Annotated in this window: 19 protein-coding genes, 3 tRNA genes and 2 pseudogenes; 11 read left to right on the top strand and 13 right to left on the bottom strand. The window is 73.1% G+C overall.

Features of this window, described 5'->3' with window-relative positions; genetic code table 11:
* Nucleotides 1–164: 164 nt before the first annotated feature.
* From DEJ50_RS23095 to DEJ50_RS23085, 3 genes are all read right to left on the bottom strand, one after another.
* Nucleotides 165–238: transfer RNA gene (locus DEJ50_RS23095), tRNA-Ile, on the bottom strand.
* 198 nt (nucleotides 239–436) lie between these two features.
* Nucleotides 437–509 (bottom strand) — tRNA-Asn (locus DEJ50_RS23090).
* Nucleotides 510–514: 5 nt separating this feature from the next.
* Nucleotides 515–587 (bottom strand) — tRNA-Asn (locus tag DEJ50_RS23085).
* A 146-nt stretch (nucleotides 588–733) separates the two neighbouring features.
* On the opposite strand from DEJ50_RS23085, the gene DEJ50_RS23080 reads away from it, so the two are divergent.
* The 4 genes from DEJ50_RS23080 (at nucleotide 734) to DEJ50_RS23065 (ending at nucleotide 6318) form a co-directional block, all read left to right on the top strand.
* Complete coding sequence (locus DEJ50_RS23080) at nucleotides 734–1033, top strand: YtxH domain-containing protein (protein ID WP_150209953.1); 300 nt, start codon at nucleotides 734–736, stop codon at nucleotides 1031–1033.
* Between the two features lie 39 nt (nucleotides 1034–1072).
* Nucleotides 1073–2530: an FGGY family carbohydrate kinase gene (locus tag DEJ50_RS23075; protein ID WP_150209951.1), complete on the top strand. Its 1458-nt coding sequence runs from the start codon at nucleotides 1073–1075 to the stop codon at nucleotides 2528–2530.
* Nucleotides 2531–2662: 132 nt separating this feature from the next.
* Nucleotides 2663–4396, top strand: a complete 1734-nt coding sequence (locus DEJ50_RS23070) for an ABC transporter ATP-binding protein (RefSeq protein WP_150209949.1) — start codon at nucleotides 2663–2665, stop codon at nucleotides 4394–4396.
* Complete coding sequence (locus DEJ50_RS23065) at nucleotides 4393–6318, top strand: ABC transporter ATP-binding protein (RefSeq protein ID WP_150209947.1); 1926 nt, start codon at nucleotides 4393–4395, stop codon at nucleotides 6316–6318. The genes DEJ50_RS23070 and DEJ50_RS23065 overlap by 4 nt, the downstream gene beginning before the upstream one ends.
* A gap of 73 nt (nucleotides 6319–6391) precedes the next feature.
* Here the strand turns inward: DEJ50_RS23065 and DEJ50_RS23060 are convergent, their stop codons facing one another.
* The 5 genes from DEJ50_RS23060 to DEJ50_RS23040 form a co-directional block, all read right to left on the bottom strand.
* Nucleotides 6392–6913 carry a hypothetical protein gene (locus DEJ50_RS23060; protein WP_150209946.1) on the bottom strand — a complete coding sequence of 174 codons (522 nt, stop codon included), beginning with the start codon at nucleotides 6911–6913 and terminating at the stop codon, nucleotides 6392–6394.
* 30 nt (nucleotides 6914–6943) lie between these two features.
* On the bottom strand, nucleotides 6944–8053 hold the full coding sequence (locus DEJ50_RS23055; RefSeq protein ID WP_223838158.1) for an RNA polymerase sigma factor: 1110 nt from the start codon (nucleotides 8051–8053) through the stop codon (nucleotides 6944–6946).
* Between the two features lie 169 nt (nucleotides 8054–8222).
* Nucleotides 8223–10322 (bottom strand): molybdopterin oxidoreductase family protein, encoded by a 2100-nt coding sequence (locus tag DEJ50_RS23050; protein ID WP_150209942.1) that lies wholly within the window; start codon nucleotides 10320–10322, stop codon nucleotides 8223–8225.
* Nucleotides 10323–10389: 67 nt separating this feature from the next.
* A complete protein-coding gene (locus tag DEJ50_RS23045) occupies nucleotides 10390–11172 on the bottom strand; it encodes a glucose 1-dehydrogenase (protein ID WP_150209940.1) in 783 nt (260 codons plus the stop codon).
* A gap of 63 nt (nucleotides 11173–11235) precedes the next feature.
* Complete coding sequence (locus tag DEJ50_RS23040; RefSeq protein WP_223838156.1) at nucleotides 11236–11850, bottom strand: vancomycin high temperature exclusion protein; 615 nt, start codon at nucleotides 11848–11850, stop codon at nucleotides 11236–11238.
* Between the two features lie 296 nt (nucleotides 11851–12146).
* Here DEJ50_RS23040 and DEJ50_RS23035 point away from each other — a divergent pair.
* From DEJ50_RS23035 to dnaG, 4 genes and pseudogenes are all read left to right on the top strand, one after another.
* A pseudogene (locus DEJ50_RS23035) lies at nucleotides 12147–13054 on the top strand (sirohydrochlorin chelatase).
* Nucleotides 13055–13090: 36 nt separating this feature from the next.
* On the top strand, nucleotides 13091–14395 hold the full coding sequence (locus tag DEJ50_RS23030) for a deoxyguanosinetriphosphate triphosphohydrolase (RefSeq protein WP_150209935.1): 1305 nt from the start codon (nucleotides 13091–13093) through the stop codon (nucleotides 14393–14395).
* 93 nt (nucleotides 14396–14488) lie between these two features.
* Nucleotides 14489–15772, top strand: coding sequence for an NAD(P)/FAD-dependent oxidoreductase (locus DEJ50_RS23025; protein ID WP_150209933.1), 1284 nt, complete (start codon nucleotides 14489–14491; stop codon nucleotides 15770–15772).
* A 34-nt stretch (nucleotides 15773–15806) separates the two neighbouring features.
* The gene (dnaG, locus tag DEJ50_RS23020) at nucleotides 15807–17723 is read left to right on the top strand and encodes a DNA primase (RefSeq protein ID WP_150209931.1); all 1917 of its coding nucleotides are present in this window, start codon (nucleotides 15807–15809) and stop codon (nucleotides 17721–17723) included.
* A 49-nt stretch (nucleotides 17724–17772) separates the two neighbouring features.
* Here dnaG and DEJ50_RS23015 read toward each other — a convergent pair whose 3' ends face one another.
* Both DEJ50_RS23015 and cutA read right to left on the bottom strand, forming a co-directional pair.
* On the bottom strand, nucleotides 17773–18198 hold the full coding sequence (locus DEJ50_RS23015) for a gamma-glutamylcyclotransferase family protein (RefSeq protein ID WP_150209929.1): 426 nt from the start codon (nucleotides 18196–18198) through the stop codon (nucleotides 17773–17775).
* Nucleotides 18195–18551 carry a divalent-cation tolerance protein CutA gene (gene cutA / locus DEJ50_RS23010; protein ID WP_223837876.1) on the bottom strand — a complete coding sequence of 119 codons (357 nt, stop codon included), beginning with the start codon at nucleotides 18549–18551 and terminating at the stop codon, nucleotides 18195–18197. The genes DEJ50_RS23015 and cutA overlap by 4 nt, the downstream gene beginning before the upstream one ends.
* A gap of 267 nt (nucleotides 18552–18818) precedes the next feature.
* On the opposite strand from cutA, the gene DEJ50_RS23005 reads away from it, so the two are divergent.
* Nucleotides 18819–19352 (top strand): hypothetical protein, encoded by a 534-nt coding sequence (locus DEJ50_RS23005; RefSeq protein WP_223837875.1) that lies wholly within the window; start codon nucleotides 18819–18821, stop codon nucleotides 19350–19352.
* 124 nt (nucleotides 19353–19476) lie between these two features.
* A pseudogene (locus tag DEJ50_RS23000) lies at nucleotides 19477–20148 on the top strand (class F sortase); the annotation flags it as partial.
* Nucleotides 20149–20166: 18 nt separating this feature from the next.
* On the opposite strand, the gene DEJ50_RS22995 reads toward DEJ50_RS23000, so the two are convergent.
* From DEJ50_RS22995 to DEJ50_RS22985, 3 genes are read right to left on the bottom strand one after another with little or no spacing between them, the layout of a single operon-like run.
* The gene (locus DEJ50_RS22995; protein WP_150209927.1) at nucleotides 20167–20946 is read right to left on the bottom strand and encodes a sulfite exporter TauE/SafE family protein; all 780 of its coding nucleotides are present in this window, start codon (nucleotides 20944–20946) and stop codon (nucleotides 20167–20169) included.
* A gap of 36 nt (nucleotides 20947–20982) precedes the next feature.
* On the bottom strand, nucleotides 20983–21276 hold the full coding sequence (locus DEJ50_RS22990; RefSeq protein WP_150209925.1) for a hypothetical protein: 294 nt from the start codon (nucleotides 21274–21276) through the stop codon (nucleotides 20983–20985).
* A 44-nt stretch (nucleotides 21277–21320) separates the two neighbouring features.
* Nucleotides 21321–22595: a ferric reductase-like transmembrane domain-containing protein gene (locus tag DEJ50_RS22985; protein WP_223837874.1), complete on the bottom strand. Its 1275-nt coding sequence runs from the start codon at nucleotides 22593–22595 to the stop codon at nucleotides 21321–21323.
* 178 nt (nucleotides 22596–22773) lie between these two features.
* On the opposite strand from DEJ50_RS22985, the gene DEJ50_RS22980 reads away from it, so the two are divergent.
* Complete coding sequence (locus DEJ50_RS22980) at nucleotides 22774–24051, top strand: NAD(P)/FAD-dependent oxidoreductase (RefSeq protein ID WP_150209922.1); 1278 nt, start codon at nucleotides 22774–22776, stop codon at nucleotides 24049–24051.
* Nucleotides 24052–24053: the final 2 nt, after the last annotated feature.

The following is a 24053-nucleotide window of genomic DNA, read 5'->3' as shown; positions in this document are numbered from 1 at the left end:
TCACCCCGGTCTCCTCAAGGGGCAGCGGGCGATATCACCCGCTTCGTCACCGACCGTACCCGGAGCCACACAAGAACGCCCCCTCCCGGCCACCCGTGTCCGCACCCGAGTCGCGCCAATGACAAAGCCGCAGGTGAAAACGATTCTTCACCTGCGGCTTGCAGTGGGGCGGGTGGGACTCGAACCCACGGCCGACGGATTATGAGTCCGCTGCTCTAACCGGCTGAGCTACCGCCCCTCCACGGCGTGGCGCGTACATGTGTGCGCGCCGTCTGCCGCAGCATAGCCGCTCATACGATCTCCTGCTCCGGCTGCCCCGCATGATCGGCTTCGTCCGTCCAGAGAGACCGCGCTGAGGGCTGCCCGGTTCCATGCCGGGCGGAAAAAATGAACGGAAACGAGAAGAGGACCCACTCGGGGGTCCTCTTCTTCACCGCTCCCCCGGCTGGACTCGAACCAGCAACCCTCCGGTTAACAGCCGAATGCTCTGCCAATTGAGCTACAGGGGATCGCGCTCCCCCGACTGGACTCGAACCAGTAACCTGCCGGTTAACAGCCGGCTGCTCTGCCAATTGAGCTACAGGGGATTGCTGCGTTGCACCGAACAGCCCTCCTCCGGCCTTGCCGGGGGGCGGTCGCTCGCTGCGAGACATAGATTAGCGCAAGCAGGGGGGTGCTCCGCCAATCGGTATCGACAGCAGGCCGGGCACCGACTCGACGAAGGGTGGCAGGCATGCGGTACAAGGTCACGTTCGCCGCCGGACTGGCCCTCGGCTACGTCCTCGGTACACGGGCGGGGCGGGAGCGGTACGAGCAGATGAAGAAGTCCGCACGGGAGCTGGCGCAGAACCCGGCGGTCCGCAACGCGGCCGAGCAGGCCGGGCAGACCTCGCGGCAGTTCGCCGGGAAGGCCTTCGCCACGGTGAGCGACAAGGTCGGGGACCACATGCCGGCCTCCGTGACCCAGCGGGTGCGGTCGCTGCGCGACCGGGGGCAGGGAGCCGAGGACGATTGGGGAACCAGCAACACCTGAGTCACCTGAGGGTGCGCGGGGTGCGGCAGAATTCTCCGCATGGGGATAGTCGCCGGGCTGGACAGCTCTTCCGCCTTCACTCGCATCGTCGTCTGCGACACGGACACCGGGGCGGTGCTCCGCCAGGGGTACGCACCCCATCCGCTGCCGGCCGATGACCCCCATGGCCCGGGCCCGCACGAGATCGACCCGCAGGCCTGGCTGCTCTCGCTCGGCGAGGCGGCCGGCGGCGGGCTGCTCGAAGGGGTCCAGGCCATCGGGGTCTCCGCGCAGGGGCACGGGCTGCTGCCGCTGGACGCACAGGGTGCGCTGGTCCGGCCGGCCCTGGTCGGCAACGACAAGCGGGCCCAGGTGGCCGCGGCGGATCTGGTGGAGCGGCTCGGCGGCCGGGCCGGCTGGGTGGAGGCGGTCGGGTCCGTCCCGCAGCATCCGCAGCCCATCGCGAAGCTGGCCTGGCTGGCCCAGACCGAACCCGATGCGGCCCGCCGGGTCGCCGTGCTGATGCAGCCGCACGACTGGCTGGTCTGGCAGCTGCTGGGCCGGCCGGCCCGGCGCACCACCGACCGGGGCGGGGCCTCCGGCACCGGCTACTGGTCGGCGGCCACCGGCTCCTACCGGCCCGACCTGGTCGAGCTGGCCCTCGGGCACCGGGCGATGCTGCCGGAGGTGCTCGGTCCGGCCGAAGCCGCCGGCACCACCCCGGAGGGACTGCTGATCTCCGCCGGAACCGGGGAGACCATGGCCGCCGCGCTGGGGCTGGGCCTCGGACCGGGCGACGCGGTGGTCTCGCTGGGCGCCTCCGGATCGGTGATGGCCGTCCACCACGAGGCGCTGTCGGAGCCGGGCGGCCTGATCACCTCGCTGGCCGACGCGGCCGGCCTGCACCTGCCGGTGGTGAACACCTCCAATGCGGTACGGACGCTGCGCGGCACCGCCGAACTGCTGGGCACCGATCTGGAGGGGCTGAGCGAGCTCGCGCTGCAGTCCACCCCGGGCGCCCACGGCCTCGTACTCCTCCCCTACCTGGAGGGCGAGCGGACCCCGAACCTGCCGCACACCGCCGGCACCCTGTCCGGGCTGCGCCGGGACTCGATGAAGCCGGAGCACCTGGCGCAGGCGGCCTTCGAGGGCATGCTGTGCGGGCTGGTGGACGCGCTGGACGTGCTGCGCACCCGCGGGGTGGAGATCCGGCGGGTGTTCCTGCTGGGCGCGGCGGCCGAGCTGCCCGCCGTACAGGCCGCGGCACCGGGGCTGTTCGGCACCCAGATCGTGGTGCCGGAGCCGGCCGACTACGCGGCGCTGGGCGCGGCCCGGCAGGCGGCCTGGGCGCTGGGCGTGGCGCAGGGCACGCTGGCCCCGCACACCCCGCCGGTCTGGCCTCCGGCCGCGGCCCGGGTGCTGGAGGTGGACGAGGAGCTGCTGCCGGCCTGGCAGGCGGTGCGGCAGCAGTACGCGGCCACCCGCGAGTCGGTGCACCCCGGAGCCTTCACGGCGTAGGCGTGGGTGCGTAGGTCCACGGTCCGGGTCCGGTCCGGCTTTTGGACCGGCTTTGCCAAAAGCGGTGGGTATCGGGACACGGGTGGTCGAAGATGGGGTGGACCCCCGATCTTGCCGACCCGGAGCCTGCGCGTGCTCATACAACTTCTACGGACGCACCTCGGTCCGTATCGGAAACCCATCGGCCTGCTGGTGCTGCTCCAGCTGTTCCAGACCAGTGCCAGCCTGTACCTGCCCACGCTGAACGCCGACATCATCGACAACGGTGTCGTCCACGGCGACACCGGCTACATCCTGGGCTTCGGCGCCCTGATGCTCGCGGTGTCGCTGGTGCAGCTGGTGTGCAATGTCTGTGCCGTCTACTACGGCGCCCGGACCGCGGCGGCGCTCGGCCGGGACGTCCGGGCGGCCGTGTTCGGCCGGGTCCAGAGCTTCTCCGCGCGGGAACTGGGGCAGTTCGGGGCCCCCTCGCTGATCACCCGCAGCACGAATGACGTGCAGCAGGTCCAGATGCTGGTGCTGATGGGCTTCACCCTGGTGGTGTCGGCGCCGATCATGTGCGTCGGCGGCATCGTGATGGCGCTCTCGCTGGACGTACCGCTGTCGGGCGTGCTGGTCGCGGTGGTGCCGGTGCTCGGCATCGCGGTCGGTGCGATCGTGATGAAGACCCGCCCGCTGTTCCGGCAGATGCAGGAGCGGCTGGACACGGTGAACCGGGTGCTGCGCGAGCAGATCACCGGCAACCGGGTGATCCGCGCCTTCGTCCGCGACGACTACGAGAAGGAACGCTTCCGCCGGGCCAACGAGGACCTCACCGAGGTCTCGCTGGCGGCCGGCCGCTGGCTGGCGCTGATGTTCCCGACGGTGATCCTGGTGATCAACGTCGCCGGGGTGGCCGTGGTCTGGTTCGGGGCCATGCGGATCGACAGCGGCGGCATGGAGATCGGCCAGCTGACCGCGTTCCTGGCCTATCTGCTGCAGATCGTCATGTCCGTGATGATGGCCACCTTCATGTTCATGATGATGCCGCGCGCCGAGGTGTGCGCGGAGCGGATCCAGGAGGTGCTCGACACCTCCTCCAGCGTGGTCCCGCCCGCCGACCCGGTGCGCACCCTCGCAAGGCGCGGGCAGCTGGAGCTGCGCGGCACCGACTTCCGCTACCCGGGGGCCGAGGCCCCGGTGCTGCGCGGGGTCGACCTGGTGGCCCGGCCCGGTGAGACCACCGCGGTGATCGGGTCCACCGGCAGCGGCAAGTCCACCCTGCTGGGGCTGGTGCCCCGGCTGTTCGACGCGACCGGCGGCGAGGTGCTGGTCGACGGGGAGGACGTACGGCGCATCGATCCGGACCTGCTGGCGCGGACGGTGGGCATGGTTCCGCAGAAGCCGTACCTGTTCTCCGGGACCATCGCCTCCAACCTCCGGTACGGGCGCCCGGACGCCTCCGACGAGGAGCTGTGGCAGGCCCTGGAGGTGGCGCAGGCCAGGGAGTTCGTGGAGCAGCTGGAGGGCGGCCTGGAGGCGCCCGTCAGCCAGGGCGGAACCAATGTCTCCGGCGGTCAGCGGCAGCGTCTGGCGATCGCCCGCACCCTGGTGCAGCGGCCGGAGATCTACCTGTTCGACGACTCCTTCTCGGCCCTGGACTACGCGACGGACGCGGCGCTGCGCTCGGCGCTGGCCCGCGAGACCGAGGACGCGACCGTGGTGATCGTCGCGCAGCGGGTGTCGACCATCCGCGACGCCGACCGGATCGTGGTCCTCGACGAGGGCCAGGTCGTGGGCGTCGGCCGGCATCACGAGCTGATGGCCGGCAACGAGACCTACCGGGAGATCGTGCTCTCCCAGCTGACGGAGGCGGAAGCCGCATGAGCGGGCCCGGCGGACGGATGATGATGGGGTCCTCGGGCCAGGGGGCCCTCGACTTCAAGAACTCGGGCAGGCGGCTGCTGCGGCAGATCGCCAAGGACCGGGCGAAGCTGTGGGGCATGGTGCTGGCCGTGGTGGGCAGCGTGGCCATGACGGTGATCGGCCCGAAGATCCTCGGCGAGGCCACCGACCTGGTCTTCGCGGGGATCGTGGGCCGGGAGATGCCGGCCGGGCTCACCAAGGAGCAGGCCCTGGAGGAGATGCGCGCCAGGGGCGAGGGCGGCACGGCCGACATGCTGTCGGGCACCGACTTCACCCCCGGGCAGGGCATCGACTTCGGTGCGGTCGGCACGGTGGCGGTCTCGGCGCTGGTGGTCTTCGCGCTGGCCGCGCTGTTCATGCTGGTGGCGACCCGGCTGTCGAACCATGTGATGAACGGCACCGTGTACCGGATGCGCGAGGAGCTCCAGGCGAAGCTGTCGCGGCTGCCGCTGTCGTACTTCGACCGGCAGAAGCGCGGCGAGGTGCTGAGCCGGGCGACCAACGACATCGACAACATCGGCCAGACCCTGCAGCAGACCCTGGGCCAGCTGATGAACTCCCTGCTGACCATCGTCGGCGTGCTGGCGATGATGTTCTGGATCTCGCCGCTGCTGGCGCTGGTCGCGCTGGTGACCGTGCCGCTGTCCGTGGTCATCGCCGCGAAGATCGGCAAGAGGTCGCAGCCGCACTTCGTCGCGCAGTGGAAGACCACCGGCACGCTGAACGCCCATATCGAGGAGATGTACTCGGGGCACACCCTGGTGAAGGTGTTCGGCCGGCAGCGGGAATCGGCGGCGGCCTTCGCCGAGGAGAACGAGGCGCTGTACCGGGCGAGCTTCAAGGCGCAGTTCGTCAGCGGTCTCATGCAGCCGGTGATGCTGTTCGTCTCGAACATCAACTATGTGCTGGTGGCGGTCGTCGGCGGGCTCCGGGTGGCCTCGGGCACCTTGTCGATCGGTGATGTGCAGGCCTTCATCCAGTACTCGCGGCAGTTCTCGATGCCGCTGACGCAGGTGGCGTCGATGGCGAACCTGGTGCAGTCGGGGGTGGCCTCGGCCGAGCGGGTGTACGAGCTGCTGGACGCGGCGGAGCAGGAGCCGGACGCGGTGGTTCCGGAGCGCCCGGAGAAGATCCGCGGCCAGGTGACCCTGGACAAGGTGGCCTTCCGCTACGAGCCGGACCGGCCGCTGATCGAGGACCTGTCGCTGACGGTCGAGCCGGGGCACACGGTCGCGATCGTCGGTCCGACGGGTGCCGGCAAGACCACCCTGGTCAATCTGCTGATGCGGTTCTACGAGGTGACCGGCGGGCGGATCGCGCTGGACGGGGTGGACATCGCGAAGATGACCCGCGAGGAGCTGCGCGGCGCGATCGGCATGGTGCTCCAGGACACGTGGCTGTTCGGCGGCACCATCGCGGAGAACATCGCGTACGGCGCCTCGCGCGAGGTGACCCGGGCGGAGATCGAGGCGGCGGCGCGGGCGGCGCACGCGGACCGGTTCGTCCGTACCCTGCCGGAGGGCTATGACACGGTGCTGGACGACGAGGGCACCGGGGTCAGCGCGGGTGAGAAGCAGCTGATCACCATTGCGCGGGCGTTCCTGTCAGATCCGGTGATCCTGGTGCTGGACGAGGCGACGAGCTCGGTGGACACGCGGACCGAAGTGCTCATCCAGAAGGCGATGGCGCGGCTGTCGCACGGCCGGACCTCGTTCGTGATCGCCCACCGGCTGTCCACGATCCGCGACGCGGACGTGATCCTGGTGATGGAGAACGGCTCGATCGTGGAACAGGGCGGCCACGAGGAACTGCTGGCGGCCGAGGGGGCGTACGCCCGGCTGTACGCGGCGCAGTTCGCGCAGGCGGTCGCCGAGGTCGACTGATCCCGCCGGGCGAGGGGCGGGGGGCGGGAGTCCGGTGGTGGAACCGGGCCCCCGCCCCTGTGGTGGTCGGGCCTCAGCCCCAGAGGCCCGGGATGATCCGGACCTCGGCGGTCGCCCGGCGGTTGGAGCGCTGCCCGTGGGCGACGTACGTGTAGGTGCCCGAGGGGGTGCTGCTGACCAGGTCGATGGCGAACTCGCCGTTCTCGTCGGCGGTGAGGACGTTCCCGCCGGTGTTGCCGCCGTCCCGGTTCAGGCGGATCTTCTCGCCGGGTTCGAAGTTGGACCCTCGGAAGGAGCACTGGTAGCCGGATGCATGGGTGCCGCACCCTGCGAGCCTGGCCGGCCCCTTCGGCACCCACGGTGTCGGCGACGGCTTTTCGGGGCTCGGCGAGTCCTCGGGCCCCGGCGATGTGGGCGGAGTGCTCTTCCGGCTCGGCTTCGGATCCGGTTTCCCGGTGGGCTTCGCACCTCCGTCCGAGGTGGATGACCGGCCGGGCTTCGGATCCGGGGACGGCTCCTCGCAGCCGGCCAGAACCAGCGCGACGGCCAGCGCCATCGCCGCGATGCCTGCTGCCCGTCGGGTGTGCTGCCCCATGGTCGTTCCCCCCTGAGTCTGTCGACTCCGTCAGTCCAGGTATCCGCGCAGCTGGTCGGCGAAGGCGTGGTCGCGGAGTTTGTTGAGGGTCTTGGACTCGATCTGCCGGATGCGTTCGCGGGTGACCCCGAAGATGCGGCCGATCTCCTCCAGGGTGCGGGGGCGGCCGTCGGCCAGCCCGTACCGGAGCTGGACCACTTTCCGCTCCCGCTCGCCGAGCGTGGAGAGCACGGCCTCCAGGTGTTCGCGCAGCAGGAAGAAGGCGGCGGACTCGACGGGCGAGGCGGCGTCCCCGTCCTCGATGAGGTCCCCGAGGGCGACGTCGTCCTCCTCCCCCACGGGGGCGTGCAGCGAGACCGGTTCCTGGGCGAGCCGGAGGACCTCGCTGACCCGTTCGGGGGTCAGTTCCAGGTGCAGGGCGACCTCTTCGGCGGTGGGCTCGTACCCGCGCTCCTGGAGCATCCGGCGCTGGACCCGGACCACCCGGTTGATGAGCTCGACCACATGGACGGGCACTCTGATGGTCCGGGCCTGGTCCGCGAGGGCGCGGGACATGGCCTGCCGGATCCACCAGGTGGCGTAGGTGGAGAACTTGTAGCCGCGGGCGTAGTCGAACTTCTCGACGGCCCGGATGAGTCCGAGGTTCCCCTCCTGGACGAGGTCCAGCATGGTGAGTCCGCGTCCGACGTACCGCTTCGCCACGGAGACGACGAGCCGCAGGTTGGCCTCGATGAGCCGGCGTTTGGCCATCCGGCCCATGACGACGAGCTTGTCGAGGTCCACGGCGAGCTGCGAATCCAGATCCGGGGTCAGCCTGAGCTTCTCCTCGGCGAACAGCCCGGCTTCGACCCGCCGGGCCAGCTCCACTTCCTCCGCCGCGGTAAGCAGCGGAATCCTGCCTATCTCGCGCAGGTACTGCCGGAACAGGTCGGCGGACGGTCCCCCGCCCCCGCTGCCGCTGTCGGCGCGCCGACGTGGCTCGGGCATCCGCTCGATCAGTTCCAGCGGCTCGAGCGGCTCGAGGGGCTGCGGCTCGTCATCGTCCACGGCCTCGACCTCGGGCTCGTCTGGGGCATGTGCGGCAGCGGTGTGCTCTGCGGTTTCGGTCAGGATCTGGGTCTGCACGGGGGCGACCTCCAGGGCTCCGAGGACTCAAGCACCGCAACTCAGTGTGGGGCACGGCACATCGCCGCCACGAGGGGCGTGCGAGCACTTTCTGAGTCCGGTGCGTGACCGGATGGTTACCCGCTGACCGGAACTCCGATGCCTTTCGCACACACGTCCGGCGACATCCGTCCGAGGAACGCCCCTAGGAACCGGCAGCAGCGTCCGCCGGTTCCACGCGGACTGCGCAGGTCTTGAACTCCGGCATTCGGGAGACCGGGTCCAGGGCCGGGTTGGTGAGGGTGTTGGCGCGGCCTTCGCCCGGCCAGTGGAACGGCATGAAGACCGTGTCCGGGCGGATCGTGTCCGTGATGCGGGCCGGGGCCACGGCCCGGCCGCGGCGGGAGGTGACGGCCAGTGGGGCGCCTTCGACCGCGCCGATCCGGTCGGCCAGGCGGGGGTGGATTTCCACGAAGGCCTCGGGGGCGGCGGCGTTGAGTTCCGGCACGCGGCGGGTCTGGGCCCCGGACTGGTACTGGGAGACCACCCGGCCGGTGGTCAGGAGGACCGGGTAGTCCGCGTCGGGGAGTTCGGCGGATTCGCGGTGGGCGACCGGGATGAACCGGGCGCGGCCGTCGTCGGTGGCGAACCGGTCCAGGAAGAGGCGGCGGGTGCCGGGGCCCGGGGTGTCCTCGGGGCAGGGCCAGAAGACGCCCTGGTGCTCCTCGATGGCGCGGTAGGAGATGCCGGAGTAGTCCGCCGGGCCGCCGGCGGAGGCCCGGCGGAGTTCCGCGAAGACTTCCTCGGGGTCTTCCGGGAAGCCCTTGTCGATGCCCAGGCGGGCGGCCAGGCCGTGCAGGACGTGCAGGTCGCTGCGGACGCCGGGGGGCGGGGTGAGGGCCTGCCGGCGGAGCAGGACACGGCCTTCGAGGTTGGTGGTGGTGCCGGTTTCCTCGGCCCACTGGGTGACCGGGAGGACCACGTCGGCGAGGGCCGCGGTCTCGGAGAGGACCACGTCGGCGACGGCCAGGAACTCGAGGGAGCGGATGCGGTCCTCGATGCGGGAGGCGTGCGGGGCCGAGACCACCGGGTTGGAACCCATCAGGAGGAGCGCGCGGACGTCCCCGCCGAGGGCGTCGAGGAGTTCGTACGCGCTGCGGCCCGGGCCGGGCAGGGAGTCGGGGTCCACGCCCCAGACCGCGGCCACATGGGCGCGGGCGGCCGGATCGGTGAGCTTGCGGTAGCCGGGGAGCTGGTCGGCCTTCTGGCCGTGTTCCCGGCCGCCCTGGCCGTTGCCCTGGCCGGTGAGGCAGCCGTAGCCGGAGTGGGGGCGGCCGGCCCGGCCGGTGGCCAGGCAGAGGTTGATCCAGGCGGAGACGGTGTCGGTGCCCTTGGCCTGCTGCTCCGGGCCGCGGGCGGTGAGCACCATGGCGCTGGAGGGGGTGCAGAACATCGAGACGGCTTCGCGGAGCCGGGGGACGGGCACCCCGGTGATGCGTTCGACCAGCTCCGGCCAGTGGGCCATGGCGGCGGCCCGTGCCTCCTCCCAGCCGGTGGTGCGCTCGGCGATGAAGGCCTCGTCGGTGTGGCCCTCGGCGACGACCAGGTGGAGCAGGCCGAGGGCGAGGGCCAGATCGGTGCCGGGGCGGGGGGCCAGGTGCAGATCGGCCTGGGCGGCGGTGCGGGTGCGGCGCGGGTCGATGACGATCAGCGTGCCGCCGTTCTCCTTCAGTTCGGTGAGGTAGCGCAGCGCGGGCGGCATGGTCTCGGCCAGGTTGGAGCCGACCAGGATGACGCAGCCGGTGCGCGGGATGTCCTCCAGCGGGAAGGGCAGGCCGCGGTCCAGGCCGAAGGCCCGCTGGTGGGCGGCGGCGGCCGAGGACATGCAGAAGCGGCCGTTGTAGTCGATCTGCGAGGTGCCGAGGGCGACCCGGGCGAACTTGCCCAGGGCGTAGGCCTTCTCGTTGGTGAGGCCGCCGCCGCCGAACACGCCGACCGCGTCCGGCCCGTGGGCGCGGCGGGTGCGGCCGAGGCCTTCGGCGATGGCGTCGAGGGCCTCCTCCCAGGTGGCCGGTTCGAGCGTGCCGGTGGCGTGGGTGCGGATCAGCGGCTCGGTCAGGCGCACCCGGGAGGAGAGCAGGGCGGGAGCGGTGCGGCCCTTGCCGCAGAGCGCTCCCCGGTTGACGGGGAAGTCCTCGCGCTCCACCACTTCGACCGCCGATTCCCCGGCTTCCCCGGCGGCGGGTCGCAGGTTCATGCCGCACTGGAGTGCGCAGTACGGGCAGTGGGTCGCGGTGGTGTGCATGGGCCCAGCGTGTGGCGCGGGTGTTACGCCCGCCCTCGGCTTGCGTTAAGAGCGGGGGTGTTCCGCCTCAGCGGGCGGGGTGTCCGCCGGTGAGGTGGCCGACCGTGGGGCCGGCGGTCCAGCCGCCGTCGACGGCGAGTTCCGCGCCGGTCATGTATCCGGCCGCGTCGGACAGCAGGAAGGCGACGGCCCCGGCGATCTCCTCGGGGACGCCGACCCGGCCCATCGGGGCGCCGGGGAAGTTGCCCTCACCGGTCCGGATGCCGACCGGGGCGGTCATCGGGGTCAGGGTCATGCCGGGGTGGACCGAGTTCACCCGGATCTTCGCCTCGGCGAGCTCCACCGCCCCGATCTTCGACAGGCCGCGGACACCCCATTTGGAGGCTCCGTACCCGGCGGTCAGGGCGAGGCCGGTGAGGCCGGCCGCGGAGGAGATGTTGACGATCGAGCCGCCGCCGGCCGCCCTGAGCAGCGGGACGGCGGTCTTGATGCCGATGAACACCCCGACCAGGTTGATCTCCAGGCAGCGGCGGAAGTGCTCGACGCTCTCCTCTTCCAGGAACCGGCCGGTGGCTATGCCGGCGTTGTTGACCAGGCCGTCGAGCCGACCGAACTCGGCCACCGCGTGGTCCAGGGCGGCCTGCCAGTCGGTCTCGCTGGTGACGTCGTGCCGCAGGAAGCGGGCGGATGCGCCGAGCCCGGCGGCCAGGGCTGCGCCCTCCTCCTCCAGCACATCGGTGACGAGCACCCTGCCGCCGCCGTCCACGACGGCCTGCGCCGCCGCCGCGCCGAGCCCGCGAGCCCCACCGGTGATGACGACGACCTTGCCGCTCAGATCCGCAACAGCCACGGGATACCCACCTCTGACCTTCGACCCAACCGGACAGTCATATGACTATTCGGAATAGCGCGGTCAGTCTGCCAGAGCGCCCAGGGCCTGCGACACCCCCTGCTCCTTGGGCCCCAGGAAGGTCGGCTCCGGGGTGAACACGGCGTCCAGCGCGGCCTTGCCCGCCGCCAGGACCTCCCGGGCGCCGCCGTAGTACCAGGTCGCGTCGTGCACGTCGGAGACGCCGACCCCGTACGGCTCGACGCCCGCTGCCCGGCACAGCGCAACCGCCCGGCGTATGTGGAAGCCCTGGCTGATCAGCACCGCCCGGTCGACGCCGAATATCTTCTTGGCGCGCACGCACGAGTCCCAGGTGTCGAAGCCCGCGAAATCGCTGACGATCCGCGCGTCCGGCACCCCGCGGGAGACCAGGTAGGCCCGCATCGCGTCCGGCTCGTCATACTCCTCGCGGCTGTTGTCCCCGGAGACCAGGACCACCTTGACCCGGCCGGTCCGGTAGAGCTCGGCCGCCGCGTCCAGCCGGCGGGCCAGATACGGGGTGGGGCGCTCGCCCAGCAGCCCCGCCCCGAACACCATCGCGACCTCGGTGGCGGGCACGTCCGCCGTGGTGTGCAGCCGGTCCTCGGCCACCGCGTGGGTCCAGGCCGAGGGCAGCAGCGCCAGCACGCAGCCCAGCATCACCGCCTGCACGGCCCACCGCCGCCCGGCCCTGCCCTTGCTCTTGACCTCGGCCTTGTCCCTGACCTTGGCCTCGCCCCCGGCCCTGCCCTTGCCGCTGCCCCAACGCCAGCCCCAGCCCATAGCCCGCCCCCACCTGTCAGTCCCCTGCCCTTGCACAAGATCGGACGAGCGGGCCCGGCCCCCAGTTCCGCCCCCGCCCCCTTTCACTCGTACGAATGACCGAGTGAGCGTCCGGAAAACACCCGTCACCCCCGTGCAACGGCCCGGCAACCTGCGCCCGTCAGGATCGGTTCATGACGGAGCCGGTGCACCCTCCCGAGTCCCCCGCCCCACCCGCCCTCCCGTGTCCCCAGCCCCTCCCCTTCGGCAGTGCGGCCGAGCTGCTGAGCCGGATCACCGCCCAACTCGGCACCCAGCTCAGCGGTCTGCGCCCGCCCGGAGCCCGGCGTAACGGAGCCCCCGCATGCCCACCCTCGTCGCCGTCGCCCACGGCAGCCGTGATCCGCGCGCCCTCGACACCGTCACCGCCCTCCTCGAACGCACCCGCGAGCTCCGCCCCCGCCTCGACATCCGCCTCGGCCACATCGAGCTGAACGCCCCGCTGCTCGACGACACCCTGCGCGAGCTGCGCGGCACGGCCGTGCTCGTACCGCTGCTGCTGAGCCGCGGCCACCACACCAAGCGCGACCTCCCCGAGGCCGCCCGCCGCGCCCCGCACCTGCGGGTCCGGACCGCCGCACCGCTCGGCCCGCACCCGCTGCTCGTCGAGGCCCTCCACGACCGGCTGCTGGAGGCCGGCTGGACCCCCGGCACCGCCGTCGTCCTGGCCGCCGCCGGCTCCCGCGACCCCGAGGCCGCCACCGACGCCCGGCACACCGCCGCCCAGCTCTCCGAACGTCTCGGCGGGGTCCCGGTCGTCCCCGGCTACGCCTCCGCCGCCGCACCGGCCGTCCCCGACGCCGTCCGGGCCCTGACCGCCCGTGGCCACCGGGTGGCCGTCGCCTCCTACTTCGCCGCCCCCGGACGGTTCGCCACCCAGAGCGCCGCCGCGGCCGGCGGCGGCCCGGCCGCCGGACCGCTCGGCGACCACCCCGCGCTCGCCCGGCTGCTGCTGCACCGCTACGACCGGGCCCTGGCCGCCCCGGCCGCCGCCCCCACCACCCCCACCGCCCCCGCCGGCCTGGAACTCGTCACGGCCTGATCCCGGTTTGTCGGTCGTTCCGGTTAACGTCAATGCATGGAAGGCACCCTGCACGACCCGTACGATCCGTCCGCCACCGAACGCTGGGCCGCAGAGCCCGACAAACGCCCGGGCCGGACCGCCTTCCAGCGCGACCGGGCGCGAGTGCTGCACTCCGCCGCCCTGCGCCGGCTCGCCGGGAAGACCCAGGTCGTCACCCCGGGCACGTACTCCCCCGACTGGGACGCCAGCCCCCGCACCCGGCTGACCCACTCCCTGGAATGCGCCCAGGTCGGCCGGGAGCTCGGCGCCGCCCTCGGCTGCGACCCCGACCTCGTCGAGGCCGCCTGCCTCTCCCATGACATGGGCCACCCGCCGTTCGGCCACAACGGCGAGGAGGTGCTCAACGACTTCGCCAAGGACTGCGGCGGCTTCGAGGGCAACGCCCAGTCCCTGCGGCTGCTCACCCGCCTCGAACCCAAGCGGTTCGTGCCCGACCCCCGGACCGGCGAGCCGGCGAGTGTCGGGCTCAACCTCACCCGCGCCAGCCTCGATGCCGCCACCAAGTACCCGTGGCCGCGCGGCGGCCACCCCACCGACCCCGGTTCGGTCAAGTTCGGTGCGTACGACGACGACCTGCCGGTCTTCGAGTGGCTGCGGCAGGGCGCGCCCGCGGACCGCAAGTGCTTCGAGGCCCAGGTGATGGACTGGGCCGACGATGTGGCGTACTCCGTCCACGACTTCGAGGACGGGCTGCACGCCGGGCACCTCGACCCCAATCTGCTGTTCGCCGAGCCGGAGCGGCGCGCCATCTGGCAGGTGGCGATCGGCCGGTACGTCCCGGCCGGCACCGACCCGGAGGAGCTGCGCGAGGCCCTCGACCGGCTGATGGAGGAGGACTGGTGGCCGCACGGGTACGACGGCTCGGCCGTCGCCCAGGCCCGGCTGAAGGACGCCACCAGCCAGCTGATCGGCCGGTTCTGCCTGGGCGCCGAGGGCGCAACCCGGGAGGCGTACGGCAGCGGCCGGCTGACCCGGTACGCCGCCGAGCTGGTGGTTCCGCGGGAGATCCGCAACGAGTGCGCCGTCCTGAAGGCGGTCGCCGACCTGTACGTGATGCAGCGCGAGGAGCAGGAGCGGGTCCGGGCCGAGCAGCGCATCGTCCTGGCCGAACTCGCCGAGGCGCTGCTGGCCCGCGCCCCCGAGGGACTCGACCCGCAGTTCCGGGCCCTGTTCGACGCGGCGGCGGACGACCGGGCGAGGAAACGCACGGTCATCGACCAGATCGCCTCGCTCACCGACGCCGCCGCCCGCTCGCTGCACACCCGGCTGACGGCCCGGTCGCGCGGCGCCGCCCGGTGAGCCGATCGGGCCACGTCCTCTTCACGCGGCAGGCTCGGTGCGGGACGCTCGCATGTGGTCGCATGTGACGCACAGGTTATGAGGAGGCATCAGGTGGTCGACGCACACCGGACATTCGTCATCGTCGGCGGGGGTCTGGCCGGGGCAAAGGCGGCGGAAACACTGAGGTCGGAGGGTTTCACCGGCCGGGTGATCCTGATCGGCGACGAGCGCGACCACCCGTATGAGAGGCCGCCGCTGTCGAAGGGGTACCTCCAGGGCAAGGAGGAGCGCGAGAGCGTCTTCGTCCACGAACCCGGCTGGTACGCGCGCGCCGACATCGAGCTGCACCTGGGCCAGCCCGCCGTACAACTGGACCGCGAGGCCAAGAAGGTGGTGCTGGGCGACGGCACCGCGATCCACTACGACAAGCTGCTGCTGGCCACCGGCGCCGAACCGCGCCGGCTGGACATCCCCGGCACCGGGCTGGCCGGGGTGCACCACCTGCGCCGGCTCGCGCACGCGGAGCGGCTGCGCGGGGTGCTGGCCACCCTCGGCCGGGACAACGGCCACCTGCTGATCGCGGGCGCCGGCTGGATCGGCCTGGAGGTGGCCGCCGCGGCCCGCGGCTACGGCGCCGAGGTGACCGTGGTCGAACCGGAGCCCACACCGCTGCACGCGGTGCTCGGCCCGGAGCTCGGCCGGCTCTTCGCCGATCTGCACACCGAGCACGGGGTCCGCTTCCATTTCGGCGCCCGGCTGACGGAGATCACCGGCCAGGACGGCATGGTGCTGGCCGCCCGTACCGACGACGGCGAGGAGCACCCGGCGCACGCGGTGCTCGCCGCGATCGGCGCGGCCCCGCGCACCGCGCTGGCCGAGACCTCCGGGCTCGCCCTGGTGGACCGGTCGCACGGCGGCGGCATCGCGGTGGACGCCTCGCTGCGCACCTCCGACCCGGATGTCTACGCGGTGGGCGACGTGGCGGCGGCCCACCACCCGCTGCTCGGCACCCGGCTGCGGGTCGAGCACTGGGCGAACGCGCTCAACGGCGGCCCGGCCGCGGCCCGCGCAATGCTGGGCCAGGAGGTCAGCTACGACCGGGTGCCGTACTTCTTCTCCGACCAGTACGACGTGGGCCTGGAGTACTCGGGGTACGCCCCGCCCGGCTCCTACGACCAGGTGGTGATCCGCGGTGACGCGGCCAAGCGGGAGTTCATCGCCTTCTGGCTGTCGCAGGGCCGGGTGCTGGCGGGCCTGAACATGAACGTGTGGGACGTCACGGAGACCGTCCAGGCGCTGATCCGGTCGGCGGCGGCGGTGGACCGGGAGGCACTGGCCGATCCCTCCGTCCCGCTGGCCTCCCTGGTACCCGCCGCGGGGCGTGAGGGCGCCTGACGGGTCTGTCGCACCCCGGCCGTAGAATTCACCCGTGGCAGGCAGGATCAATGACGACGATGTGAAGGCGGTACGGGACGCGGTCCCGATCGACGCCGTCGTGTCCGAATACCTCCAGCTGCGCAACGCGGGCGGCGGCAACCTCAAGGGTCTCTGCCCGTTCCATGACGAGAAGTCCCCGTCCTTCCAGGTCAGCCCCAGCAAGGGGCTGTACCACTGCTTCGGCTGCCAGGCGGGCGGGGACACCCTCGACTTCATCATGAAGATCGACCACCTCTCCTTCTCGGAGGCGGTGGAGCGGCTGGCCGGGCAGGCCGGCATCACCCTCCGGTACGAGGAGGGCGGGTACACCGCCGGGACCAGCGGGCGCGGCGAGCGGATCCGGCTGGTCGAGGCGCACAAGGCGGCGGCGCAGTTCTATGGGGAGCAGCTGGAGTCCCCCGAGGCGGAGATCGGCCGGAAGTTCCTGGCCGAGCGCGGCTTCGACCAGGCGGCAGCCGCGCATTTCGGGGTGGGGTACAGCCCGGCGGGCTGGGACCACCTGACCCGGTTCCTGCGCGGGCGGGGCTTCAGCGACAAGGAGCTGATCCTGTCCGGGCTGGCCCAGGACAGCCGCAGCGGGAAGCCGATCGACCGGTTCCGCGGCCGGCTGATGTGGCCGATCAGGGACATCACCGGCGAGGTGGTGGGCTTTGGTGCGCGGAAGCTGCGCGAGGACGACAACGGGCCCAAGTACCTGAACACCCCCGAGACGGCGATCTACAAGAAGTCCCAGGTGCTGTACGGCATCGACCTGGCGAAGAAGGAGATCGCGAAGACCTCGCGGGCGGTGGTGGTCGAGGGCTACACCGATGTGATGGCCTGCCATCTGGCCGGGGTGACCACGGCGATCGCGACCTGTGGCACGGCCTTCGGCGGCGACCACATCAAGATCCTCCGGCGGCTGCTGATGGACAATGCCACCGCCGAGGTGATCTTCACCTTCGACGGTGACGCGGCGGGCCAGAAGGCGGCGCTGCGGGCCTTCGAGGACGACCAGAAGTTCGCGGCGGAGACCTCCATCGCGATCACCCCGGGTGGCATGGACCCCTGCGAGCTGCGGCTCGCGGAGGGGGATGCGGCGGTGGCCGGCCTGGTGGACTCGCGCACTCCGCTGTTCGAGTTCGCGCTGCGGCACATCGTGGCCCGGCACAACCTGGAGAACCCGGCGGGCCGGGCGGCGGCGCTGGACGAGGCCGCGCCGGTCGTGGCCAACATCAAGAACATCGCGATCCAGCACGAGTCGGCGGTTCAGCTGGCGGGGATGCTGGGTGTGCGGGACGAGCAGTTCGTGGTCAAGCGGGTGGCGCAGCTGGCCCGTTGGGCGCGGGAGCGGGGCGGGGCCGGCGGGTCCGGCGGAGCCCCGGCGCGCCCGTCGCAGCGCGGCCGGGCGTACGAGCCGGCCGCGCCGGCTGCCGCGGCGGCCCCGGGCCCGGCCCTGAACCTGCGCAGCCCGGCCCACCGGACCGAGCGGGAGCTGCTGAAGCTGGCGTTGCAGCGGCCCGAGCTGGTCTCCCCGGCTTTCGATGCGTACGGGGTGGACGAGTTCACCGCCCCGCCGTACGCGGCGGTCCGCCAGGCCGTCCAGGACGCTGGCGGGGCGGCGCAGGGCGGCGAGGGCTACCTGGCGCGGGTCCGCGAGGCGGCGCCGAACGACACCGTCCGCGCGATGATCACCGAGCTGGCGGTGGAGGCGGTCCACACGAAGTCGGTGGACGAGCTGTACGCCGGCCAACAGCTGGTGGCGGTCCGGCTGCGGGCCGTCGAACGGCGGGTCAACGAGCTCAACAGCTCCATCGCGCGGCTGAATCCGCTGACCCAGGCGGAGCAGCACCAGGCGGTCAATCAGGAGCTGTGGGTGCTCCAACAGTACGCGCTGCGGCTGCGCGCCCAGGGCGCGGCGGGGCTGTAGCGGCCGGGGCTGTAGCGGTCGGGGCCGCGGCAGGCGCCGTCCCCGCGGTTCAGCTGCGGTGCCGCCAGTCGCCGCCGGGGATCGCCAGGCCGGTCTCGGCCAGGCGGCGGGCCACCGGCGGGGCCGCCAGGTAGACCCATGCGCGGACCGTGCTGCCGTCCGCGCGGTGGGCCTCCGCGGCCACCCGGTCGTACACGTTCCGCGGCCGGCCGGGCCCGTGGTACTCCTCCAGCCGGTCCAGATCGGCGAGCAGCTCCCGGTACACCCCCGGGGCCGCGGTGATCAGGTCCCCGGTGACCGAGGTGCCGGGGTGGTACACGGCGTACGGGTAGCCGGGGCCCTGGTAGAGCAGGGCGTCCGGGAGCCGGGCGGGCTCCTCGGCGGCCGTGCGGCCCCGCAGGAACAGGGCGTGATTGTACTCGCCGGGGCGCAGGGTGCCGTACACGAAGAAGGGCAGCTCGGCGGGGTCGGTCACGGTGCGACCTCCGCCGCGACCCAGGCGAGGTAGTCCGCGCTGCCGTGCACCACGGGGGTGGCGATGATCTCCGGCGTGTCGTACGGGTGGCCGGCGGCCAGCCGGGCCGCCAGGGCGGGGTAGCCGGCGGCGGTGGTCTTGAACAGGACCTGCCACTCCCGGGCGGTCTCGACCTCGCCCCTCCACCGGTACACGGAGGTGACCGGGCCCAGCACCTGGGCGCAGGCGGCGGTCCGCGACTCCACGGCGTCCCGGGCCAGCGCGTGGGCCGCCTCCGCCGAATCCACGGTGGTGGCCACGGTGACGACCGCCACCGCCGGCGGTTCGGGTACGGGCCGGTCGACCGATGCCACAGGAATCCCTCCTCGGACGGGAACGTCAGTGAGATTCTCGCTCCCGAACGCCGCGACCGGTCCCGGGGCCCCCTCTCACCCGGACGGCGGGTGCCGGGCGGATGGCCGGGACCTGCGGCTGACCTGGGCGGACGTCGGCGCGGGGCGGATGACCGGCCGGATGTGACGGTGCATCAGCAGGCGCGCCGGGGAGTGCCGGGTTGAGATCGACGCACGGCCCCGCGTCCGCGTCCTGTAGGAGCGGGGTGCGAGGAGCGAGGAGCCCCCATGCGCCGACACACCGCCCATCTGCTGACCGCCACCACGCTGACCGCGACCGCGATCACCGGGCCGGTCACGGGTGCGGTCGCGCTGTCCGGTCCGCTCGCCCCGGGGGACTTCGCTCCGCTGGAGGTCTGGCCGAGGTCCGCCGCCCCCGGCACCACCGTCACGGTGAACACCAGCGCCTGCGGGCCGGACGGGCAGGCCGACGGCGATGGCACCACCGTCGGCGGCGGCCGGTTCCGGCTGCTGCCGGGCACCCACGAGAACGTGGTGGTGGGGCAGTTCCAGGTGGCCCACGATGCCCGCCCCGGCAGCTACGAGATCGGCGCGACCTGCGCCAACGGCACGTTCGCCACCGGCGATCTGGTCGTCACCGAGAGCCGTGGCCCCCAAGGCCACGTCCGGACCGGAGTCGGCGGCGGTACGACCACCACCGTCGACCCCGCCAAGGTCACGGCGGGAGCGGCAGTGCTGGCCGCGGTCGCCGTCGGCGGTACCTGGCTCCTGCGTCGCCGGGCGAGCGGCACGCGGAGCTGACGGGCGCCCGCCGCGGCCCCGGCCGCGGTCCGACCGGTACCGCCCCCCCGTCGCCCGCCCTGCGAGGTCCCCCCCGTTCGCGGGGCCGGGCGACGGCCGCCACCGCCAGACCGAGGGGGCATCCATGGGAGGCGACACCCGGACGGCCGGTCGCGCCGGCCTCCTCGTCCTCGCCGCCTGCCTCGGGGTCTGGCTGGTCACCAGCGGTTCGGCCGAGCAGGTCCGGCCACCCCAGCCCTCCCCCGCGGAAGCCCTGCGTCCGCCCGCCGGACCGCCCGGAGGTCCGACCCGTCCGTCCGGCTCGCCCGGTCCGCTCGCCCGCTCCGGGGCGGTCGCGCCGCTGCCCGGTTCCCCGCCCAGCCGGATCCGGATCCCGTCCATCGGGGTGGATGCGCCGCTGACCGGGCTCGGCCTGGAGCCCGACGGCCGCCTCCAGGTGCCGCCGCCGGCCCGCCGCGACCTGGCCGGCTGGTACCGCGACGGGACCACCCCCGGCGCGGCCGGCACCGCCGTCATCGCGGGCCATGTCGACCACGCCACCGGACCGGCGGTCTTCTACCGCCTGGGTGCGCTGCGCCGCGGGGCCGCCATCGAGGTACCGCGGGCGGACGGCCGTACCGCCGTGTTCACCGTGTACGCCGTCGAGGTGTACGACGCCCGGGCCTTCCCGGACGAGCGGGTGTACGGCCCGGCGCCCCGGGCCGAGCTCCGGGTGATCACCTGCGGCGGCGGCTTCTCACCGGGCACCGGCTACCGCGGCAATGTGGTGGTCTTCGCCCATCTCTCCGGCTCCCGCGGGGAGCGGGCGAGCCGGTCAGGCCCACTGCTCCCAGCCGAGCTTGAGCACCAGCGCGCACACCACGGTCAGCAGCACCATCCGGACGAACCCGCTGCCCTTCTTGAGGGCCATCCGGGCTCCGGCCTGCCCCCCGGCCAGGTTGAACACCGCCATCAGGGCGGCCAGCTGCCACATCACCGCGCCCTGGAAGGCGAAGACGACGAGGGCACCGGCGTTGGTACCGGCGTTCACGATCTTGGCGGTGGCGGAGGCGGTCAGCAGGTCGAGGCGGAGCAGTCCGGTGAGGATCAGCACCAGGAAGGTGCCGGTACCGGGGCCGAGCAGACCGTCGTAGAGGCCGATGCCGACGCCCGCGAGGAGGATCGCGGCGATCATCCGCTGCCGGGTGACGGGCCCGTCGACCGGCACCGCCCCGAACGAGGGCCGGAAGATCACGAAGGCGGCGACCAGCAGCAGCACCACCATGATCACCGGCATCATGGCCTCTTTTGGGATGGACCCGGCGAGCAGGGCGCCGGCGGCGGCGCCCGCCATCGCCGCCAGGCAGATCCGGAGCGCCACCTTCACATCGACGGGCGCCTTGCGCGCGAAGGTGACGGCCGCGCCGGTGGTCCCGACGATCGACACCGCCTTGTTGGTGCCGAGCGCATGCGTGTACGGCACGTGGGAGGGCAGTCCGAGCAGCAGGGCGGGCAGAAGCAGTAGTCCGCCACCGCCCACCACGGCGTCGATCCAGCCCGCGGCGGCGGCCACCAGGCACAGCACGATGATCATCGTCAGGGTTATGTCAGGCACGGGCCGACCCTATGAAGGAGATGGGTGCAGCACCCATCAACCTCCGTTTTCTTGCGCAAGGCTTGAGGTTTCCCGGGCCGGGACCCGGTCCGGGGCCACCGGAGCGGCCGGTTCCAGGGCCGCCGTCAGCACGGTCGCGGCGAGCACACTGGCCAGCCCGAGCCCGGCCGCCAGGCGCCGCGCGGGCGGTACGGCGGCCAGCAGGCCGGGCAGCGCGGAGGGCTTGCGGTGCCGGGCCCGCCCGGGCGCCGCCCTGCCGTGCGCGCCCCAGCCGGAATCCGGCGGGGTCACGGCCACGGCCATGTGCAGGGGGTGGCGCGGATGGGGCATGAAACAGCCGCCTCTCGGGGGAACTTCACGATCGGGAACGAAGGTCAGAAGCTGAAGCACTCGGAGTGGATGCGCCCCGCCGGAACCCCGGCCCGGCGCAGTGCCGCCGAGGTCGCCTCGGCCAGCCCCGGCGGCCCGCACAGGTAGACGTCGTGCTCGGCCAGGTCCGGCACCAGCGCGCGCAGCGCCTGCGGGGCGAGCGGGTCGTACGCCCCGTCGGACGGGCCGAGCAGATAGTGCAGCCCGGCCTGCCGCCCGGCCGCGATCGCCTCCAGCTCGGCCCGCAGCACCAGGTGCTCCTCGGCCCCGGCCCGGTAGAGCAGGGTGAGCTCCCCGGGCCCGCCGGGCAGCGTCTCGAACAGCGCGCGCATCGGGGTGATCCCGACCCCGCCCGCGATCAGCAGCACCTTGGCGCGGGTGCGGCGGGCCGCGGTGAGCGCCCCGAACGGGCCGGTGGCGATCACCCGGGTGCCGGGCCGCAGCCGGCGGATCCGGCGGCTGTGCCCGCCGAGCGCCTTCACGGTGATGCGGAGGGTGTCGTCGCGGACCGGCGCGGAGAGGGAGAACGGCAGGGCCGTGTGCCAGAGCCGGCGGTGCAGGAACCGCCAGCGCAGGAACTGGCCCGGCTCCGCACGCAGTTCGGCCAGGTGCGCCCCGTATACGACCACGGACACCACCCCCGGCCCCTCGTCGCGGACCTCGGCGACCCGCAGCGTGTGCCGCAGGGCCTGCCGTACCGGGACCACCGCCCGGTACCAGACCAGCAGCACGGCGACGGTGGCGTGGGCGAGGGCCCAGAACCAGCCCAGCAGGTCCAGATCGGGCCCGGCGAGCTGGTGGGCGAAGCCGAGGGCGGCGGCGGGGTACACCAGCAGATGGACGCCCCGCCAGGCTTCGTGGGACAGCCGGCGGCGGGCGGCGCGGGCGGAGGTGAGGCCCACGGCGGCCAGCAGCCCGGTGCCGGCGGCAGCGGCGGCGAGCGCGGGATAGCCGAGCAGCTCCCGGGCGGCGGTGAGCACGTCGAGCCCCTCGTGCACGGCGTACCCGAGGAGGGCGAAGAGGCCGTGGCCGCCCAGGAGCAGCAGGACGTGTTTCCCGCCGGCGGCGTGCCAGCGGGCCAGCCGGTCGGCGCCGACGCCGTGCTCGACGGCGGGCACCCGGGCCATCAGGAAGAGCAGGACCAGCACCCCGTACCCGGCGAGCAGCCCGGTCAGGTGGGCGGCGGTCGCGAACAGGGCGTCGAGCCGCGCGGAGGGCCGTACCTGGGCCGCCCACACCAGGACGACCGCCCCCGCCCCGCCGGCCACTGAGGCCCTCATCCGTCCCACCGCATCGCGCATACGAGGCACGCTAGGCGCCCCCACGGGCTACCAGAAGATCCTTAAGCCGGGCTTGAGTCAGGCCTCACGGGCACTTAACCCGGGGTGGGAGGCCAGCGTTCCGTCCGGGTAACAGGAGCGATGCGGCAGGGAAACAGCAGGCACGCACGCTCGTCCCATGACCTCGCAACAGCGTGTGGTGGTGATCGGCGGCGGCCTGGCCGGCCTCCGCCTCGCCCAGCGCCTCGCCCCCGCCGTGGTGACCGTACTCGGCGAGGAGGACCACGCCCCCTACAACCGGGTGCTGCTCGCCGAGGTCCTCGCGGGCCGGTACGCCCCCGAGGTCGCCGCGCTGCCGGCGGCCGGGCCGGGGCTGCGGCGCGGGGTGCGGGCGGTCCGGATCGACCGGGCCGAGCGGCGGGTGCACGGCGACGACGGCTCGGTGGAGCCCTACGACACCCTGGTGCTGGCCACCGGCTCCAATCCGGTGCTGCCGCCGCTGCGCGGCCTGTTCGAACCGGAGGGGCGGGACCTGCCGGACGGGGTGCACCCCTTCCGCACCATGGACGACTGCCTGGCCCTGGGCGAGGCGGTCCGGCCGGGGCTGCGGGTGGTGGTCATCGGCGGCGGCCTGCTCGGCGTCTCGGCCGCACGGGCGCTGGCCGCCCGGGGTGCCCAGGTGGTCCTCACCCAGCAGGGCGAACGCCTGATGGAACGCCAGCTCGACACGGAGGCGTCGGCACTGCTGCACGCCCACCTGACCGCCCTGGGCGTGGAGATCCACACCGAGTGCCGGGTCCGCGGCCTCAGCACACAGCCGTCCGCCGGCCGCCGCCGGGTCACCGGGGCCGAGCTCGCCGACGGGTACCGGCTGGACGCCGATCTGGTGGTGCTGGCCTGCGGCGTACGGCCCCGGACGGGGCTGGCGCAGGCCGCCGGGCTCGCCGTGCGCCGCGGCGTCCTGGTCGACGACGAACTGCGCACCAGCGATCCGCACATCCATGCCATCGGCGACTGCGCGGAGCACGCCGGGCAGGTGTACGGCCTGGCGGGGCCCGCCCTGGAACAGGCCGAGGTGCTGGCCACCCTCCTGACCGACCGCGCCCGCGAGCCCGCCTCCCCGGACGGCGCCGCCGCCGGCGGCGGTGTGACCGCCAACGCCCCCCGCACCTACACCGGCACCCGCGCCCTCACCCGCCTCACCCTCCCCACCGGCATCGACCTGGCCGCCTTCGGCCAGACCACCCCCGGTCCCGGCGACGACGTGATCCGCCTCGCCGACGCCACCCGCCGGACCTACCGCAAGGTCGTCGTCCGCGGCGACCGGCTCGTCGGCGGAGTGCTCCTCGGCGAACTCTCCGCCGTCGGAACCCTCGCCCGCACCTGGGAGGGCGACGAACCCCTGCACGCCACGCACCAGCTGATCCACCTGCTCACCGACGACGGAGGCTCCTGACA

It is taken from the genome of Streptomyces venezuelae (assembly GCF_008642295.1).
Lineage (GTDB): Bacteria > Actinomycetota > Actinomycetes > Streptomycetales > Streptomycetaceae > Streptomyces > Streptomyces venezuelae_C.
The sequence above is the reverse complement of the archived record's forward strand: the minus strand, read 5'-3'. Positions and strand labels throughout refer to the sequence as shown.

Coding starts and splice junctions, on each gene's coding strand:
- DEJ50_RS23040 (WP_223838156.1), bottom strand. CDS start 11,850: ATGCTGGGCTGCGTGCTGGCGCTGCTGCCCTCGGCCTGGACCCACGCG.
- DEJ50_RS23060 (WP_150209946.1), bottom strand. CDS start 6,913: ATGGGGCAGCACACCCGACGGGCAGCAGGCATCGCGGCGATGGCGCTG.
- DEJ50_RS23075 (WP_150209951.1), top strand. CDS start 1,073: ATGGGGATAGTCGCCGGGCTGGACAGCTCTTCCGCCTTCACTCGCATC.
- DEJ50_RS23030 (WP_150209935.1), top strand. CDS start 13,091: ATGGAAGGCACCCTGCACGACCCGTACGATCCGTCCGCCACCGAACGC.
- DEJ50_RS23005 (WP_223837875.1), top strand. CDS start 18,819: ATGCGCCGACACACCGCCCATCTGCTGACCGCCACCACGCTGACCGCG.
- DEJ50_RS22985 (WP_223837874.1), bottom strand. CDS start 22,595: ATGAGGGCCTCAGTGGCCGGCGGGGCGGGGGCGGTCGTCCTGGTGTGG.
- DEJ50_RS23080 (WP_150209953.1), top strand. CDS start 734: ATGCGGTACAAGGTCACGTTCGCCGCCGGACTGGCCCTCGGCTACGTC.
- DEJ50_RS23050 (WP_150209942.1), bottom strand. CDS start 10,322: ATGCACACCACCGCGACCCACTGCCCGTACTGCGCACTCCAGTGCGGC.
- DEJ50_RS22990 (WP_150209925.1), bottom strand. CDS start 21,276: ATGCCCCATCCGCGCCACCCCCTGCACATGGCCGTGGCCGTGACCCCG.
- DEJ50_RS22980 (WP_150209922.1), top strand. CDS start 22,774: ATGACCTCGCAACAGCGTGTGGTGGTGATCGGCGGCGGCCTGGCCGGC.
- DEJ50_RS23065 (WP_150209947.1), top strand. CDS start 4,393: ATGAGCGGGCCCGGCGGACGGATGATGATGGGGTCCTCGGGCCAGGGG.